The organism is Allobosea sp. TBD101 (assembly GCF_059817965.1).
The window spans coordinates 2,793,564-2,810,756 of record NZ_CM187543.1 but is presented as its reverse complement, the minus strand read 5'-3'; the positions used below and the strand labels follow the sequence as shown (position 1 = coordinate 2,810,756).

Sequence of the window (17,193 nt, the reverse complement as noted above, 5' to 3'; positions counted from 1 at the left end):
CATGACCGGTGGTGCGTTGCTGTTCGCCGGGACCAGATCCAGCCCGACGCGATGATCGGTCAGTTCATGGATCACATGCAGGCTGCTTCCGCCGGCCTCGCTGGCGTCGATGCGGAAGGTGACCACGCTTTCGAGAAAGGCGGCTCGCTGTCGCGCATCCGGTAGCGCAGCGCCGCCCCCGGCGTGACGACGCTCGGCTCGGGGTCGGCCAGCTCGGCATCAGGCAGCCACTGCTCGCGCAGGCCGGGCGTGCTAAGGGCGCGCCAAAGCTTTTCGGGTGGCTCGTCGAACTGAAACGCGAAGACGAGAGGATCGGCCGCCGCCTGGCTGTCGTTGCCGCTCATTGATCCATTTCCCTGAGCAAGGCCCTGAGATCGTCGATCCGTGCCGGCCAGAAGGCGCGGTATTTCGTCAGCCATCGCGCGACCAGCGCGAGCCCCTCCGGATCGACCCGATAGTTCACGAAGCGCCCTTGCCGCTCCTCGCGGACGAGGCCGGCGCCGCGCAGCACCGCGAGATGCTGCGACATCGCCGGCTGGCTGATCGCCATGCCCTCGCGCAACGCACTGGCATTCAGGCTGCCCGCCGCCAGCTTGTCGAGGATGGTGCGCCGCGTCGGGTCGGCCAGCGCCTTGAAGATCTCGTTCTCGATCATGACATCACATAAGCATTCACTTATGTGAATCGCAAGAGGCATTGCGCTGAAGGCTCGTGCTAGCCTGTCACGAGGACAGAGTCAGAGCGCGAGAGAGCAGCCATGAGGGCGACAGGGTCGGGACCTTTCCTCCTATACGCCTTGCTGTCATCTCACCCGGCACAGGCCGCCTGCACGGAGCCGCAGGCCGGCTCGGATCAAGCCCCGGCTTTGTCGCCGCCACTGAGCCAGGTGGTGACCGGCGCCGGCCGCCTGCAATTCCATTCGGCGCCGAGCAGCGCCTGTCCGATGAAAGGCATCTTCATCATCTCGAAGGACGAGGTCATCGCCTATGCGCAGACGCGGGATGGCTGGTCGTCGGTGATGTATCTCAATCCCCGGACCGGCAACGACGTCAGCGGCTGGGTCCGGTCGGGGCGCTTGAAGACGATCGGAACGATGGGACCGAAGCGCTGATTGCTGCGTGCTGCACCACGCGGTCCGCGATGGGGCGATGTCAGCCTTAGCCCTGGCGCTCGCTCAAGATCACATGCGCAAGTCAATCCCGCCAGGTAAGGCCGATTGCCAAGAACCCTGCCGGAAGACCGATCAAAGCACCGAATATCAAGCCGATGAGACCTGAAAACTCGTCAAGATGCTGAAAAAATAGGCCACCGATAAGCGCGACGACGATGGTGCAGGTGCACCAGACAAAAATAAAAAGGCAGATGCTAAATAGAATTCTTATCACATTGGTTCGTCCATAGACTGCCGTTGGCGACCCGCTATCGGCCGAAAGCAGCCTTTCCGACCCGCCGCCCCTACCCCGCCTGCGCCGCAGCCTTGATCCCGTCGATCACGAACTGCACGGCGAGCGCCGCCAGGATCACCCCGAGCAGGCGCGTCAGCACGATATTGCCGGTGACGCCCAGGAGCTTCGCGATCGGCGTCGCGGTCAGGAAGACCAGAAGGCAGGACAGCACCACCAGCCCGCAGATCACCGCGAGCGTCGCCAGCAGCAGCGGATCGCCATGGGCGCGGCCGGCGAGCAGGATCATCGCGGTCAGCGCGCCCGGCCCCGCCATCAGCGGGATCGCCAGCGGGAAGGCCGCGACGTTACGGATGTGATCCTGCGTGATCGCGGTGTCCGCCGTCTGCTGCTTGCGCTCGGTGCGGCGCTCGAACACCATCTCGAAGGCAATCCAGAACAGCAACAGCCCGCCCGCGATGCGGAAGGCCGGCAGCGAGACGCCGAGCGCCTTCAGCACGATGTCGCCGGCCACCGCGAAGAAGGCCATGATGCAGAAGGCGATGATCGAGGCGCGGATCGCGACCTGCTTGCGCTCGCCCTCCGACATCCCGCGCGTCAGCGACAGGAAGATCGGCGCGAGGCCCGGAGGATCGAGCGTCACCAGCATGGTGACGAGCGCGGCAGTGGCGAATTCGACGAACATGGCGCCACATCAGCATGCCGAAAGCCCGCCGTCACGCGCCAAGAAAGGCCGGAATGAGGCAGCGCGCCGGAAGACCTTCGAGAATGTCTTCTAACGCGCTGAATTTATTGGCGTAATTTTTGCCGGGACAGCGCCCGCTTTTGCTGGCTTCTCCTGCTGGAATCGGCTAGCCAGAAGGCTGAAAAATCAGCAGGAATCGGGACATTTCCCCTTGAGCGACGATACCGACGACAAGCGCGACGGAGCCCCGGATCTCGGCGGCGACATCAAGCCGATCGCGATCACCGACGAGATGAAGAAGAGCTATCTCGATTACGCCATGAGCGTGATCGTGAGCCGCGCTCTGCCCGATGTCCGCGACGGCCTGAAGCCGGTCCACCGCCGCATCCTCTATTCGATGTGGGAGAACGGCCAGACCCCGGAGAAGAAGCACGTCAAATCGGCGAACATCGTCGGCGCGGTCATGGGTCAGTACCATCCGCACGGCGACCAGGCGATCTATGATGCGCTCGTCCGCATGGCCCAGCTTTTCTCGATGAGCGTGCCGCTCGTCGACGGCCAGGGCAATTTCGGCTCGATGGATGGCGACCCCCCGGCGGCCATGCGTTACACCGAAAGCCGGCTGGCCAAGCCGGCCATGCCCCTGCTCAGCGATCTCGACCGGGACACGGTCGATTTCCAGCCCACTTACGACGACAGCCGCCTGGAGCCCAAGGTCCTCCCTGCGACCTTCCCCAACCTGCTCGTCAACGGCGCGGGCGGCATCGCCGTCGGCATGGCGACCAACATCCCGCCGCATAACCTCGGCGAGGTCATCGATGCCTGCGTCGCCTATATCGACGATCCCGAGATCTCGATCGACGACCTGATCGAGATCATCCCCGGCCCCGACTTCCCGACCGGCGCCTCGATCATGGGCCGCAGCGGCATCCATGCCGCCTACCATGTCGGCCGCGGCTCGATCGTGATGCGCGCGAAGACGCATATCGAGGAGCTCCGCAAGGAGCGCGAGGCGATCATCGTCACCGAGATCCCCTATCAGGTGAACAAGGCCTCGATGGTCGAGAAGATCGCCGATCTCGTGCGCGAGAAGCGCATCGAGGGCATCTCCGACCTGCGTGACGAATCGAGCCGCGAGGGCGTGCGCGTCGTCATCGAGGTCAAGCGCGACGCCGTCGCCGATGTCGTGCTGAACCAGCTCTATCGCTTCACCCCGCTGCAGACCTCCTTCGGCGCCAACATGGTGGCGTTGAACAACGGGCGGCCCGAGGTGCTGAACCTCAAGGACTTCATCTCGGCCTTCGTCGAGTTCCGTGAGGAAGTGGTCTCGCGGCGGACGCGCTACCTGCTGAACAAGGCTCGTGAGCGCGCCCATGTGCTCTGCGGCCTGGCCACCGCCGTCGCCAATATCGACGAGGTCATCCGCCTGATCCGCACGGCGCCGACGCCTGCCGCGGCGCATGAATCGCTGATGGCGCGCGACTGGCCGGCCGACGACATCGCCCCGCTGATCGCGCTCGTCGACGATCCGCGCCACCCGATGAATCCCGACGGCACCTACCGGCTTTCGGACGCGCAGGCCAAGGCGATCCTCGAACTGCGCCTGTCGCGCCTGACCGCTCTGGGCCGCGACGAGATCGGCGACGAGCTGGAGAAGCTCGCCAAGGAGATCGCCGACTATCTCGAGATCCTGCGCTCGCGCCTTCGCATCCAGACGATCGTCAAGACCGAACTCGCCGAGGTGAAGGCCGCTTTCGCCACGCCGCGCCGCACCGAGATCCAGGATTGGGGCTCCGACCTCGACGACGAGGATCTCATCGCTCGCGAGGACATGGTCGTCACCGTCAGCCATGGCGGCTACATCAAGCGCGTGCCGCTCTCGACCTATCGGGCGCAGCGCCGCGGCGGCAAGGGTCGCTCCGGCATGGCGACCAAGGACGAGGATTTCGTCGCGCGGCTCTTCGTCGCCAACACCCATACCCCGGTGCTGTTCTTCTCCTCGGAAGGCCAGGTCTACAAGGAAAAGGTCTGGCGCCTGCCGCTCTCGGCGCCGAATGCCCGCGGCAAGGCGCTGGTCAACATGCTGCCGATCGAGGCAGGCGAGCGCATCACCACGATCATGCCGCTGCCGGAGGACGAGGCGAGCTGGGAGACGCTCGACGTGATGTTCGCCACCGCCTCGGGCGGGGTGCGTCGCAACAAGCTCTCCGACTTCGTCAACGTCAACCGCGCCGGCAAGATCGCGATGAAGCTCGACGAGGGCGACCACATCGTCGACGTGCAGATCTGCACCGAGAACGACGACGTGCTGCTGACCACGGCCGACGGCCAGTGCATCCGTTTCGCGGTGCCGGAGGTTCGCGTCTTCAAGGGCCGCGATTCGACCGGCGTGCGCGGCATCAATCTGGCCAAGGGTGACGAGGTGATCTCGCTCGCGATCCTGCACCATCTCGATGCGACACCGGATGAGCGCGCCGCCTATCTCAAGCGCGCCGCGGCCGCCCGCAGGGCGCTGACCGGCGAGGCCGAGGACGGTGCGGAGACCACGGCGGCGACCGAGGCCGATGCGGAGGAAAGCGCCGGCGATATCGAGCTCGGTCAGGAGAAATACGCTGCGATGGGTGCAGCCGAGCAGTTCATCCTGACCATCTCGGAACGCGGCTACGGCAAGCGTACATCGTCCTTCGAGTACCGGGTCACCGGACGCGGCGGCAAGGGCATCGTCGCCATGGTCGTCAACGACCGCAACGGCAAGCTCGTGGCCTCCTTCCCGGCCCTCGACAGCGACCAGCTCATGCTGGTCACGGATGGCGGCCAGCTCATCCGCGTCCCCGTCGATGCCGGCCCGGACAATCGCATCCGCATCGCCGGGCGCTCGACGCAAGGCGTGACGGTGTTCAACACCGCCAAGGACGAGAAGGTCGTCTCGGTCGAATGCATCAACGACGACGGCGAAGGTGACGAGGACGGCGAGGCTGGCAACGAAACGCCGGGTGCCGAGCCGACGGAAGGCTGATCCATCAGCCTCTTGCGGCCATGGCTTCAGGCTCGATCTGAAACCATGGCGCCTGCTGCGGGAGCCTCAAGTTCGCACTGAACCTCGCCGTCATTCCGGGCTTGACCCGGAATCCATCGTAGAGTGCACCATCCTACGATGGACCCCGGATCGGCGCGGCTCCGCCGCTTGTCCGGGATGACGCGGAGGTTCCCTTGCGCAACCTCGGCACCAGCCGTCATTGCGAGCGCAGCGAAGCAATCCAGGGAACTGGGTCGAACGTCTCACCAGCCCCCTGGATTGCTTCGTCGCCTCGCTCCTCGCAAGTACGATCAACCCTCACCGCTTCCGTTTGACTCAAAGCCCGCCTCACGCTCCCATCCGGTCATGAAGGCTCGTTCCGTGCCCGTCCGTTCCCCTGCGATCACGCCGGAGATCATGCTGCGCGCCTATGCCGCCGGCATCTTCCCGATGGCGGAGAGCGCCGACGACCCCAGCCTGTTCTGGGTAGAGCCGGAACTGCGCGGCATCATCCCGCTCGACCGCTTCCATCTCTCGGCGCGGCTCGCCCGCACCGTGCGCTCGGACCGTTTCGAGATCCGGGTCGACACCGCCTTCGACGCCGTCATCGCGGCTTGTGCCGAGGCCAAGCCGGACCGGGCCGAAACCTGGATCAATACGCGCATCCGCGAGATCTTCGGCGAGCTCTTCGCGCTCGGCCATGTCCATACGGTCGAGTGCTGGCGCGAGGGCCGGCTGGTTGGCGGCCTCTACGGGCTTTCGCTCGGCGGTGCCTTCTTCGGCGAGAGCATGTTCCACCGCGAGACCGACGCCTCGAAGGTCGCACTGGTCCATCTCGTCGCCCGCCTCAGGCAGGGCGGCTACCGGCTATTGGATACCCAGTTCCAGACCGGCCACCTCGCCCAGTTCGGCACGATCGAAATCCCGCGCGACGGCTATCGCGGCCTGCTCGACGATGCGTTGCGGCACCCGGGCGACTGGCAGGTCAGGCCGCTGAGCGGCCGCGAGGCGCTCGCCTCGCTCTGAGCGCCTTGCCGCGAGCCTGCTGGATCAGTTGCCGCCCATATACGGGTCGCGGCCGGGGGCGGGATTGGTCGGGAAGAAGCGCTGGCTCGGCCGCTGCGGCTGCACGGGCACGCCGCGCGGCGGTTCGACATCGATGCGCCCGCCGGGCGGCGGCGGAGCGGCTTGCTGTCCGGGCAGCGGCTGGTTGGGCGTGCGCGGCCGGCGCGGGTCCTCGGCCGGCGGCGCTTCCGGCTCTTTGGGATCGACGACGAGTTCGGTGCCGCCTTTGCAGTCGGTCAACCAGGCATCGTAGATCGCGTGCTCGACGCCGTGCAGGCCCGGGCTCGCCGCATACATCCAGCCGGTGAAGATGCGCCGGTACTCGTTCTTGACCGTGACCTCGTCGACCTCGACGAAGGCGTCGGTCTGCGGCGCCTCGGTCGGCGGCCGCGTCCAACAGACGCGCGGCGTCAACTGGAGGGCGCCGAACTGCACGGTCTCGTCGATCGCCACCTCGAAGGAGATGATGCGGCCGGTGATCTTGTCGAGCCCAGCGAAGACGGCCGTCGGATTGCGGATGCGATCAGCGTGCGCCGGGCCTGTGGCGGCCAATGTCGCCAGCGCGCTCGAGGCGAGGCCTGCCAGGATCGGGAAACGAAAGAACGACGGCATGCGGGCGCGAATCTCTTCGACAGCGCGGGAGAACCGCGATGGCGCGCAGTAACACGGCAAAGGCAGCGGAAAAAGGGCGCTCTGCTTCGTCAACAGCTCATGCGCTCTTCGATATCGATGACCGCAGCCTCGACCCCTTGCTCGGCGCGGATCACTTTCCCGAGCTCAGCGGCGCGCTTTCGCACTTCCGGCACCTGCAGTGCTTTTGCGGCGGCCGCCACGACATCGGGTGTCAACTGTCGCGGCAGAGCTCCGGGCCCCGCTCCCAAGGCCGCAATCCGGTCAGCCCAGAATGGCTGATCGCCGAAGAATGGCCGGATAGCCATCGGCACCCCTGCCCGCAAGCTCGCTCCCGTCGTGCCCGCACCGCCATGGTGCAGCGCTCCGGCAACGTGCGGAAGCAACTTATCGTGAGGCGCCGCATCGATCACAAGCATGTCGTCGCCATGTTCCTGCAGGTCGAGTGCCCCACCACCACGGACGAGAATGCCGCGCATACCCGCCAGCCGCAGACCAGCGACGATTGCTTCGGCCAATTCTCGTGGCCGATCTCCCGGCATGCTCCCAAATCCGACATAGATCGGGGCTGTCCCGGCCGTGAGGAAGGAAGCAAGCGCCGGCGACACCCCGCTCTCGGGCTCATCGAGGAACCAGTAGCCGCAGACGTGCACACGCTTCGGATCCCAATCGGACGGAACCGGAATCACGTGGCGGCTATAGGCATAGAGCACGCCGATCGAGGGGTCTGGATAGCGTCTTTGCTGCCCCAGCCGCTCGCGTCGCCACCGCGTCAGCATCCGTCCGAACAGGAGGGCCGGAGCAGCGGCCATCAACATGTGGCTGGGCTTGTTCAACAGGCTTGGCAGCCTGATCGGCAGAATGGGACTTGGGAAGGCAGATGTAGGCGTAAAGCCCGGCAAAGGCGAGGCAAGCAGGCTTCGTGCCCCCAATCTGGCGGCAATGGCGGGGCTCACGAGCGACTTGGGGTGATGCAGGATCAGACGAGGTCCGAACCCACGTAGAGCCTCCCATTCAGCATCCATCAGCCGGGTCATCGCCGGCTTGATCTTGCCGAGCAACGCGAGGCCGGCAGAAAAACCGCGACCGGCAGCGACCGCGGCCTTCCCGGCGTCACTGTCGAGCAAGTCGAGCAACGTGCCCGGCAGCGGGGCAAAGGGTACTCTCAGACGCGACGCCAGATCGGAAAACTGTTCGGGTGCAGCCAACTGGACGTCGTGCCCGCGCGCAATCAGGCCACGCGCAAGGGCGACATAGGGCTGAACGTCGCCACGCGTACCGAATGTCTGGATGGCAATGCGCATCGGAGCGCTACGCCGGAAGCCTCAGCGGCCGGGCGTCCAGGCCTCGTAGTCGCCGGTCGCGGCCGGGCGCTCGCCCTCGGCCAGGGTTGAGCCTTGCGGGCGATAGGCCAGCGCCGTGCCGGTCCAGTTCTGCTGGTGCGGCTGCTGCCATTCGCGCGGCTGGTAGCTTTCCTCGGAGGGCGCGACATCGACGGTGTGATGCAGCCAGCCGTTCCAGCCCGGCGGCACCTTGGAAGCCTCCGCGTCGCCCTTGTAGATCACCCAGCGCCGCTGAAAGCCGAGCGCCTTGTCCTTCACCCCACCCTTGGTGCGGTAATAGACATTGCCGAACTCGTCCTCGCCCACCCGCTCGCCATGGCGCCAAGTGTGGAAACGCGTGCCGATCGTCTGGCCGTTCCACCAGGTGAATATCTGCAGCAGCCAGTCCTTCATCGTCTTTCAAGTCCGTGCGCGCGATGCAAAATAATCGCGCGACTTATGGCCCCCGCACCGCCTACTGTCCAGCCCGCGATAGCCCGACCGTGCTGAAACTGCCCGATGTTTCGCGCTTGTCGCAGCGTGTCAGGCTCATGACGGCCAGGACGTCGGGATCGGCGGCCCTGAGCTGGCGGGTCTGCTTGTCCCGGAACATCACGTTGGTCGCGTTGACCAGCCGGCCTGACGCGATCAGCGTCGCCAGAATCTCCATGTCGCGCGGATCGTCGCGATCGCGCGGCTTCTTGGGGTCAGGCGCCCCCGCAATCAACCGCACGCCCGCGCTCAGCTCCATGACGACATGCGCCGTGGCGCCGGAGACGGTCGCCTTCGTGAAGGTGAGCCCATCCACGGGCATCCCGGGGGCGGAGATGCCTGTTTTGTTGATGGTGATCCGCGCCGCCGAGCCGCAGCCGCGCGCCCGGGATGCCCGGGACGCCCATTCGCCCGCGAAGGCCGGAGCCAGCGGCTCGCTATCGGTGCAACCGGCCAGGACCAGAGGAAGCAGGCAGAAGGCGTAGCGGTGCATGGGTTATCCCGGTCGGATCACGCTGCAACCGGCATAGCCTGACCGACCTGACGTCACTTTAAGCCGATCGCTAAATCTGCGCGCCTTGAGTCGCCGCCACGATTCGGCCGCGATTCGGAACGGCCTTTTCAGGGAGCATTCTCCGGGAAGTCGCCCGAGATCAGCCACTTCCGGGCGGCTTTGAAAGCGGTGCTCGCGGCAGGCCCCGGCGCGCACCGGATTCAGCTCGCGTCAACCATGAATAGCGGGGATTTTATGGACTGCGCTTCATCCCGCACTGTGGCAATCTTGCCAATGCGCATCCGATTCCCCGGTAATTTCCGAGGCTTAGCGGGCGCCTTGCAACTTATCCCCATAACCCACATATCCCTACCAGATGTCGTGTCCACAGGGATCACAGGGCACTATTCCTTGACGCGCAGCGGGTATCTGCACTAGATTTTGACCATCGCATGACGGCCGGCGGCACCCCCTCTGGATGACTGCGAAACCCTAGTTTTCCAGTGTGTTCCGGGCCTGCCGCCGCATCCGCCATCAACAGCGGAAGCGAACGGATTTGCGCGGGCATTTTGGGCGCGTCCGGGACCATCGGCGGGGCGACACCGCGGAGATCCCACAGGGCATCGAACCGAGTTTGGGCTGACATCAGGAGCCGGTGATCAACCGGCCGCGCGTGGCTTGCGAAGCAGGCCCGCGGCAGATCAAGGGACGAAGATCATGCGCATCGAGCGCCGCTACACCACCGCCGGACAGTCGCCCTATGCCGCGATCCCGTTCCGATCGGCCGTCAGCGAGATCAAGAACCCGGACGGCTCCGTCGTCTTCCGGCTCGAAGGCATCGAGGTTCCCGAGACCTGGTCGCAGGTCGCGAGCGACGTGCTCGCGCAGAAATATTTCCGCAAGGCCGGCGTGCCGGCGCGCCTGAAGCGGTTCGAAGAGAACGACGTTCCCTCCTTCCTCTGGCGTTCCGTCGCCGACGAGGCCGCTCTCGCCGAGCTGCGGGAAGGCGAGCGCTACGGCTCCGAGATCTCTTCCAAGCAGGTTTTTGATCGCCTCGCCGGCTGCTGGACCTATTGGGGCTGGAAGGGCGGCTACTTCACCTCGGAAGAGGATGCGGCTGCATTCCATGACGAGCTGCGCTTCATGCTCGCCACCCAGCGCGTCGCGCCGAACTCGCCGCAATGGTTCAACACCGGCCTGCACTGGGCCTATGGCATCGACGGTCCCAGCCAGGGCCATTTCTACGTCGACTTCAAGACCGGCAAGCTGGTGAAGTCGAAGTCGAGCTACGAGCACCCGCAGCCGCATGCCTGCTTCATCCAGGGCGTGCAGGACGACCTCGTCAACGAGGGCGGCATCATGGACCTCTGGGTCCGTGAAGCCCGCCTGTTCAAGTACGGCTCCGGCACCGGTTCGAACTTCTCGATGCTGCGCGGCGAAGGCGAAAAGCTCGCCGGCGGCGGCAAGTCCTCGGGCCTGATGTCCTTCCTCAAGATCGGCGACCGCGCTGCGGGTGCCATCAAGTCGGGCGGCACCACCCGCCGCGCCGCCAAGATGGTGGTGGTCGATGCCGACCACCCGGATATCGAGGCCTATATCGACTGGAAGGTGAAGGAAGAGCAGAAGGTCGCCGCGCTCGTCACCGGCTCCAAGACCGTCAAGAAGCACATGAAGGCCGTGCTCAAGGCCTGCGTGAACTGCGAGGGTGATGGCGATTCCTGCTTCGATCCCGAGCAGAACCCGGCCCTGAAGCGCGAGATCAAGCTCGCCCGCAAGGCGCTGGTACCCGACAACTATATCAAGCGCGTCATCCAGTTCGCCAAGCAGGGTTACAAGGACATCTCCTTCGACACCTATGACACCGACTGGGATTCCGACGCCTATCTCACCGTCTCCGGCCAGAACTCGAACAACTCGGTCTCGCTGACCGACGATTTCCTGCGCGCCGTCGAGACCGATGCCGACTGGAACCTGACCGGCCGCACCACCGGCAAAGTCCTCAAGACGCTGAAGGCCCGCGACCTCTGGGAGAAGATCGGCTACGCCGCCTGGGCCTCGGCCGATCCCGGCCTGCACTTCAACTCGACGATGAACGACTGGCACACCTGCCCGGCTTCCGGCCGGATCCGGGCGTCCAACCCGTGCTCCGAGTACATGTTCCTCGACGACACCGCCTGCAACCTGGCCTCGGCCAACCTGCTGCAGTTCTACGATACCGAAACCAAGTCCTTCGACGTCGCGGCCTATGAGCATCTCTGCCGGCTCTGGACCGTCGTGCTCGAGATCTCGGTGACGATGGCGCAGTTCCCGAGCCGCGAGATCGCCGAACTCTCCTACGAGTACCGCACGCTCGGCCTCGGCTACGCCAATATCGGCGGCCTGCTGATGACCATGGGCCTCGGCTACGACTCCGACGAGGGCCGTGCGCTGGCCGGTGCGCTGACCGCGATCATGACCGGCGTCGCCTATGCGACCTCGGCCGAGATGGCGGGCGAGCTCGGCCCCTTCCCTGGCTACAAGAAGAACGCCAGCCACATGCTGCGCGTCATCCGCAACCACCGCACGGCCGCCCATGGCCTCGCCGACGGCTATGAGGGCCTGAGCGTTACCCCGGTCCCGCTCGACCATGCGACGCTGGCCCGCCTCGGCGGCTCGGCCGTCACCATGGCGGAGCGCTCGCGCATCGTCTGGGACGAGGCTCTCGAGCAGGGCAAGCGCTACGGCTACCGCAATGCCCAGGCGACCGTGATCGCGCCGACCGGCACGATCGGCCTCGTCATGGATTGCGACACCACCGGCATCGAGCCCGATTTCGCGCTGGTGAAGTTCAAGAAGCTCGCCGGCGGCGGCTACTTCAAGATCATCAACCGCGCCGTGCCGGACGCGCTCCGCGCCCTCGGCTACCGCGAGGCCGATATCGCCGAGATCGAGGCCTATGCCGTCGGCCATGGCTCGATGAAGCAGGCGCCGGGCATCAACCCCTCGACGCTGCGCGCCAAGGGCTTCACCGACGAGAAGATCGAAGCGGTCGAGAAGGGGCTGAAGAGCGCCTTCGACATCAAATTCGTCTTCAACAAGTGGACGCTGGGTGAGGATTTCCTCACCGGCACGCTCAAGGTCCCGGCCGAGAAGCTGAACGACATGTCGTTCGAGCTCCTGCCCTTCCTCGGCTTCAGCAAGGCCGAGATCGAGGCCGCCAACGTCCATGTCTGCGGCGCGATGACCCTGGAAGACGCCCCGCACCTGAAGACCGAGCACTACAACGTCTTCGATTGCGCCAACCCCTGCGGCCGCATCGGCAAGCGCTATCTCTCGGTCGAGAGCCATATCCGCATGATGGCGGCGGCCCAGCCCTTCATCTCGGGCGCGATCTCCAAGACCATCAACATGCCGAACGAGGCGACGGTCGAGGACTGCAAGAGCGCCTATATGCTCTCCTGGAAGCTGGCGCTGAAGGCGAACGCCCTCTACCGCGACGGTTCCAAGCTCTCGCAGCCGCTGAACTCGGCGCTGATCTCCGACGATGACGACGAGGCGGACGACGCCGTCGAGACGCTGGTCGCCCAGCCGATGGCGGCCCGCGCCACCCAGATCTCGGAGAAGATCGTCGAGCGCATCGTCGAGCGCATCGAGCGCAAGCGCGAGCGCGAGAAGATGCCGGATCGGCGCACGGGCTACATCCAGAAGGCCACCGTCGGCGGGCACAAGGTCTATGTCCATACCGGCGAGTATTCGGACGGGCGCCTCGGCGAGATATTCATCGACATGCACAAGGAGGGCGCGGCCTTCCGGGCGATGATGAACAACTTCGCCATCGCGGTCTCGCTCGGCCTGCAATACGGCGTGCCGCTGGAGGAGTACGTGGAGGCCTTCACCTTCACCCGCTTCGAGCCCTCGGGCTTCGTCGCCGGCAACCAGTCGATCAAGAACGCGACCTCGATCCTCGACTACGTCTTCCGCGAGCTGGCGATCTCCTATCTCGGCCGCAACGACCTCGCCCATGTCGACCCGAGCGAGATCGGCCATGACGTGTTGGGCAGCGGCGTCGGCCAGGACAAGGCGCCGGATGCGACCCCGATCGTGACGACTCCCCTCGCCTCCACCGGCTTCCGCCGCGGCAAGCCGATCAACCTGCTCGCCATCCAGGGCGGCAGCCAAGGGAACCACGCAGCGAACGATGCGGTTGCCCGCTCGTCCTCCACTGTGACGGCTCTCGCCACGGCAGGCGCGACCGCGCTGAAGGAGGAGCCCGAGGCTTATGGCGAGGCGGAGATGGCCAAGCTCGGCTTCTCAGCGCCGGCTGCCCAGCCGACCCAGTCAGAGCGCCGGGCCGAGGCGATCATGAAGGGCTATGTCGGCGACTCGTGCGGCGAATGCGGCAACTTCACGCTGGTCCGCAACGGCACCTGCCTGAAGTGCAACACCTGCGGAAGCACGACTGGGTGCAGCTGATAGATTAACGGCGCCTGTCTGAGAGGCCCAATCATGCTAGATGATACGAAAGTTCCCTGGCTTGATGCCTCAAAGATCGAAGAATTTGCGCTTGCGTGGCGAAAAATTGAAGGAAACAGCAACGCATCAAGATTTAAAATCGTTGAGTTTCTTTATGAAACCCTTCCCAACCTTTTGGTTGGGAAGGCACTTGAGATAATAACATACGATGACCTTGGAGAGGACTCACCGGCATTCGTCAGATTTTTGAATCAACGAAAGCACGGATATCAGCTCGTAGAGCTTCACATTGAAAACTGGGTTCTGGAGAATGCCAAACTCGATGATGAAGAGGCTCGCAAGATCATTGCCCATGAAATAGGGCACATCATTCTCCACGATGTAAGCGCACAGAAATTCTCACCCGGATCAGAGAAAAATGTTCGTTTTCTTCCCAACGAAGAATCTGGAGAGTGGCAAGCCAAGCGATTTGCCGACGCATTTCTAGTTCCGTTACATGTCGCAGCATCGTTTGATAACCCAGAAGAATTAGCTGAATACTGCGCAGTCGATATCGATTGCGCAAAACGTCGTCTTATCTCGGTTCGTGCTGAAGCAATCGAAAAAAGAAATTCTAGCGGTTACTCTTGCATTAAATGCGGCGATTATAACTTAAGAACATTTGGCATGAGCAATTTTTGCATGAATTGCCAAGCGCATTTTATATCATTCTAGATTTCCAGAGGTTCAGCGCAGAAATCGTAACCGGCCCTTTTACCTCTTTCTACCGGCGTTCGGATTGGGTCGGCTGGACGCAGCAAAACATTAGATCGCATCGAAGATCGATTTGGACAACGCCCTAATCTGTATCGGCGACTCGTGCGGCGAGTGCGGCAACTTCACGCTGGTCCGCAACGGCACCTGCCTGAAGTGCAACACCTGCGGCTCGACCACCCGCTGCTCATGACTATCCCAAGGTGCTGAAGTTGTAGGCGCTCCGGAAGTTTGGTCAGATTCCACCCAAAACACGCCTCGATGAGAGCGAAAGTCCGCCGCCCCCCTGCGGCGGACCACCCAAGTCCTCTACTGCCGCGAGCTGTTCTGGGAACGAGATACGAGTTCGTCCTCTTCCTGCTCGAGAGCGGAAGCGGCCAGGCCGAATGGATCTGAAAGGAGCGTCCTATGTCAGGAAGACCCGACACGCCCGGTCGGCCCGATCATCCACCGGGACGGCCGGACGGCCCTCCCGGGAAGCCGGACGGCGTGCCACCCGGCCGTCCTGACGGCGTGCCGCCCGGACCGAAGGACCCGCCGCAGCCGCCGGATCGCCCCGTAGGCTGACAATGATCCGCTACGCCGACGTCAAACCGGGAATGGTTCCTCGCTGGGAGCACACCTACCCCGGCAGGTTCGAGCACGAAATTCGTGACCTGCTTCATTTCGTCGGCGATAGCCTTCGGGTTGACGGAGACCTTTTGGCGAAGGGCATTCTCCGTTTGACGTTCACGTGGCCTCTGCCGGACGACAGGAAGTGCGCGCTCCAAGCGGTGTTCCCCGACACCTATCCATTCATTCGACCTCAGGTCTCTCTGGTTGCGACACAGGATTCGTTCCCAGAACGCCACGTCTCGCCGATCGACGGAACTCTGTGCCTTCTCGGAAGAGATAGCGGCCTATGGCCTGCCAAGTGGACGTTGGCAGAACTCCTCAATCGGCAGCTCGCCAACGCTCTCGGTGGCTCTGGAAGCGAAGACCCTCAAGGCGAGCCGATGGAAGTTTGGTGGAACAGCGTCGCTCCTGCTGCCGAAGGATACGTCGAGGGTAGCTATATGCTCGTCGACAGTTCCTGGGATCTCGGCAGTGCATTGATTGGCACGGCGAAGATCTCCTTCGCCCTTGAGCGAACGCAGGGCGGAATCATCTGGCGTGGCGCCGTCGACGAGGTGAAGGCCGCCGACGGAACGGTTCTAGCGAAGCGCGAATTCACGCTTCCATCCGATATCGAAGCTCGCAAGACTTCGCGCACGTTTCCGTGGCGGCGTGTCGAGCGATTGGCACCTCCGACACAGGCGATGTCACGGGATCGAGCCTTCTGGAATGACGTCGTTTTCAACAAGGACAATAGCGGCCCGGCACTCGATGGAGCCGTCTCAATGTCCATCACCGTCCAATCAACGGAAATTGCACACGAGCGTCGCGGCGATACCTGGCTGTTTGCCGCACTGTACGGTCCGGCCCAATCGTTCCGCAGGCCGAAGCCCGGCCAAAAGCCACATAAGCAGTCGCTGCTGATCGTCCCGACATACCGAGCGGGTATTGAGGACGTCGGAGGGCGCGTGCCCTCGGTCGATGTCCTGCGGAACAAGACGGTTACGATATTCGGGCTCGGTGCAATCGGCGCGCCATTAGTGATCGAGCTCGCCCGCAACGGTTGCCGTAAGATCATCGTGCTCGACCATGACTTCGTCGAACCCGGCAACTCCATCCGGTGGCCTCTCGGCTCCTCGGCATGGGGGCGGCGGAAGGTCTCGGTTCTCAAGGAATTCGTTGAGCGGGAGTATCCGGCGACCATGGTACAGGCGGTTACTCACCATGTCGGCGCAGCGGCCGTCCAGGAAGGCACGGGCGACCTCGACGTTCTCCCGGGCATCATTGCGGAAGCCGACCTCGTCGTCGACGCGACCGCGTCGAGCGGAGTGTCGCGCCTCCTCGCTGATCTCTGCCAGCGAGCGGCCAAGATGATGGTCTCCGCCTATGCCACCGCCTCGCTGAAAGGTGGCGTCGTGGCCGTCTATCACCCCGCCTCCGGTTGCCCAACTTGTCGAGAGTTCGCCTATCAGTCGGGCCATATCCAGAAGCCGCCGGGTTCCGGCGAGAGCGAGGCTTTGCGCCAACCGCCCGGATGCGCTGAGCTCACTTTCACCGGCGCTTCCTTCGACCTTCAGGAACTGTCGCTTGCGGCGGTTCGGACGGTCGTTGATGTCATGACGAATCCCTCATCGTACCAAGGGTCCATGATCAACACGCTGTCCCTGCACGATGGTACCCGATCGGCGCCGCCAAGTTGGACGGCCGACCTGCTGCCGCCGATGCGGGAATGCGGATGCAAGCCGTAGTCTGGTTGTCCCGCGCGGCCGTCGACGAGATATCCGCCGAAGCCGATCACCACTATGAGCTCGAGACGGGTGGGTCATTCATGGGCTATTGGGCCGATGACCGCGCTGCCGTCGTGACCAGGGTGATCCCAGCGGGTCCCAATGCCCATCGCAGTCGACGGAGCTTCAAGCCGGACCAGGATTGGCAACTCGCGGCGATCGCGGAGCACTACGCGCGATCCGACAGGCGGGACACCTATCTGGGCGATTGGCATACCCATCCCAATGCCCGGGCGGCTGTTCTTAGCTGGACGGACAAAGCCTGCCTGAAGGCGATCATCAAGACCCCGAAAGCGCGAACGACCCTTCCGATCATGATGCTGGTCTGCGGCGCTCCGGGAGGCTGGAGCTTTCACCCGAAGGTATGCCGTCTGATCAGGCGATACCGCGTGTTCGAGATGATCGAGGCAACCGACGCCTCAGTAGCCACATACGAATAGGGCCGCACGCGCCGAGGCAAGTCAGCCGGCAGTCCGACGCGCTTGTCGGTCCTCGCGGGCA

The 17,193-nt window shown here is 64.1% G+C and carries 14 protein-coding genes; 7 read left to right on the top strand and 7 right to left on the bottom strand.

What is annotated here, in order from left to right; all coding sequences use genetic code 11:
- Positions 1-71: 71 nt before the first annotated feature.
- Together AC6RIC_RS13810 and AC6RIC_RS13805 are read right to left on the bottom strand one after the other, a co-directional pair.
- Complete coding sequence (locus AC6RIC_RS13810) at positions 72-344, bottom strand: SRPBCC family protein (RefSeq protein ID WP_499732746.1); 273 nt, start codon at positions 342-344, stop codon at positions 72-74.
- Entirely contained in the window at positions 341-655 is a 315-nt protein-coding gene (locus AC6RIC_RS13805) for an ArsR/SmtB family transcription factor (protein WP_499732745.1), read from the bottom strand. Before AC6RIC_RS13805 ends, AC6RIC_RS13810 begins: the two co-directional genes overlap by 4 nt.
- A 210-nt stretch (positions 656-865) precedes the next feature.
- Here AC6RIC_RS13805 and AC6RIC_RS13800 point away from each other — a divergent pair, with 210 nt between their 5' ends.
- Positions 866-1,111, top strand: a complete 246-nt coding sequence (locus AC6RIC_RS13800; protein WP_499732744.1) for a hypothetical protein — start codon at positions 866-868, stop codon at positions 1,109-1,111.
- Positions 1,112-1,455: 344 nt separating this feature from the next.
- On the opposite strand, the gene AC6RIC_RS13795 is transcribed toward AC6RIC_RS13800, so the two are convergent.
- Entirely contained in the window at positions 1,456-2,088 is a 633-nt protein-coding gene (locus AC6RIC_RS13795) for a MarC family protein (RefSeq protein WP_499732743.1), read from the bottom strand.
- A gap of 292 nt (positions 2,089-2,380) precedes the next feature.
- Here AC6RIC_RS13795 and gyrA point away from each other — a divergent pair, with 292 nt between their 5' ends.
- Together gyrA and aat are read left to right on the top strand one after the other, a co-directional pair.
- Positions 2,381-5,104, top strand: a complete 2,724-nt coding sequence (gene gyrA, locus AC6RIC_RS13790; protein WP_499736597.1) for a DNA gyrase subunit A — start codon at positions 2,381-2,383, stop codon at positions 5,102-5,104.
- Positions 5,105-5,521: 417 nt separating this feature from the next.
- Positions 5,522-6,130: a leucyl/phenylalanyl-tRNA--protein transferase gene (gene aat / locus AC6RIC_RS13785; RefSeq protein WP_454658988.1), complete on the top strand. Its 609-nt coding sequence runs from the start codon at positions 5,522-5,524 to the stop codon at positions 6,128-6,130.
- 24 nt (positions 6,131-6,154) lie between these two features.
- Here aat and AC6RIC_RS13780 read toward each other — a convergent pair whose 3' ends face one another.
- From AC6RIC_RS13780 to AC6RIC_RS13765, 4 genes are all read right to left on the bottom strand, one after another.
- Positions 6,155-6,781 (bottom strand): DUF2155 domain-containing protein, encoded by a 627-nt coding sequence (locus tag AC6RIC_RS13780; protein WP_499732742.1) that lies wholly within the window; start codon positions 6,779-6,781, stop codon positions 6,155-6,157.
- Between the two features lie 89 nt (positions 6,782-6,870).
- A complete protein-coding gene (locus AC6RIC_RS13775; protein WP_499732741.1) occupies positions 6,871-8,103 on the bottom strand; it encodes a glycosyltransferase in 1,233 nt (410 codons plus the stop codon).
- A gap of 21 nt (positions 8,104-8,124) precedes the next feature.
- Positions 8,125-8,535: an NADH:ubiquinone oxidoreductase subunit NDUFA12 gene (locus tag AC6RIC_RS13770; RefSeq protein ID WP_257735652.1), complete on the bottom strand. Its 411-nt coding sequence runs from the start codon at positions 8,533-8,535 to the stop codon at positions 8,125-8,127.
- Positions 8,536-8,596: 61 nt separating this feature from the next.
- Positions 8,597-9,106, bottom strand: coding sequence for a hypothetical protein (locus AC6RIC_RS13765; protein WP_499732740.1), 510 nt, complete (start codon positions 9,104-9,106; stop codon positions 8,597-8,599).
- Between the two features lie 717 nt (positions 9,107-9,823).
- Between AC6RIC_RS13765 and AC6RIC_RS13760 the strand changes: the two genes are divergently transcribed.
- The 4 genes from AC6RIC_RS13760 (at position 9,824) to AC6RIC_RS13745 (ending at position 17,132) form a co-directional block, all read left to right on the top strand.
- Positions 9,824-13,558, top strand: a complete 3,735-nt coding sequence (locus tag AC6RIC_RS13760) for a vitamin B12-dependent ribonucleotide reductase (protein ID WP_499732739.1) — start codon at positions 9,824-9,826, stop codon at positions 13,556-13,558.
- Positions 13,559-13,591: 33 nt separating this feature from the next.
- Positions 13,592-14,272, top strand: coding sequence for an ImmA/IrrE family metallo-endopeptidase (locus AC6RIC_RS13755; protein WP_499732738.1), 681 nt, complete (start codon positions 13,592-13,594; stop codon positions 14,270-14,272).
- Positions 14,273-14,880: 608 nt separating this feature from the next.
- Positions 14,881-16,653 (top strand): ThiF family adenylyltransferase, encoded by a 1,773-nt coding sequence (locus AC6RIC_RS13750; protein WP_499732737.1) that lies wholly within the window; start codon positions 14,881-14,883, stop codon positions 16,651-16,653.
- Complete coding sequence (locus tag AC6RIC_RS13745; RefSeq protein ID WP_499732736.1) at positions 16,641-17,132, top strand: Mov34/MPN/PAD-1 family protein; 492 nt, start codon at positions 16,641-16,643, stop codon at positions 17,130-17,132. Before AC6RIC_RS13750 ends, AC6RIC_RS13745 begins: the two co-directional genes overlap by 13 nt.
- Positions 17,133-17,193: the final 61 nt, after the last annotated feature.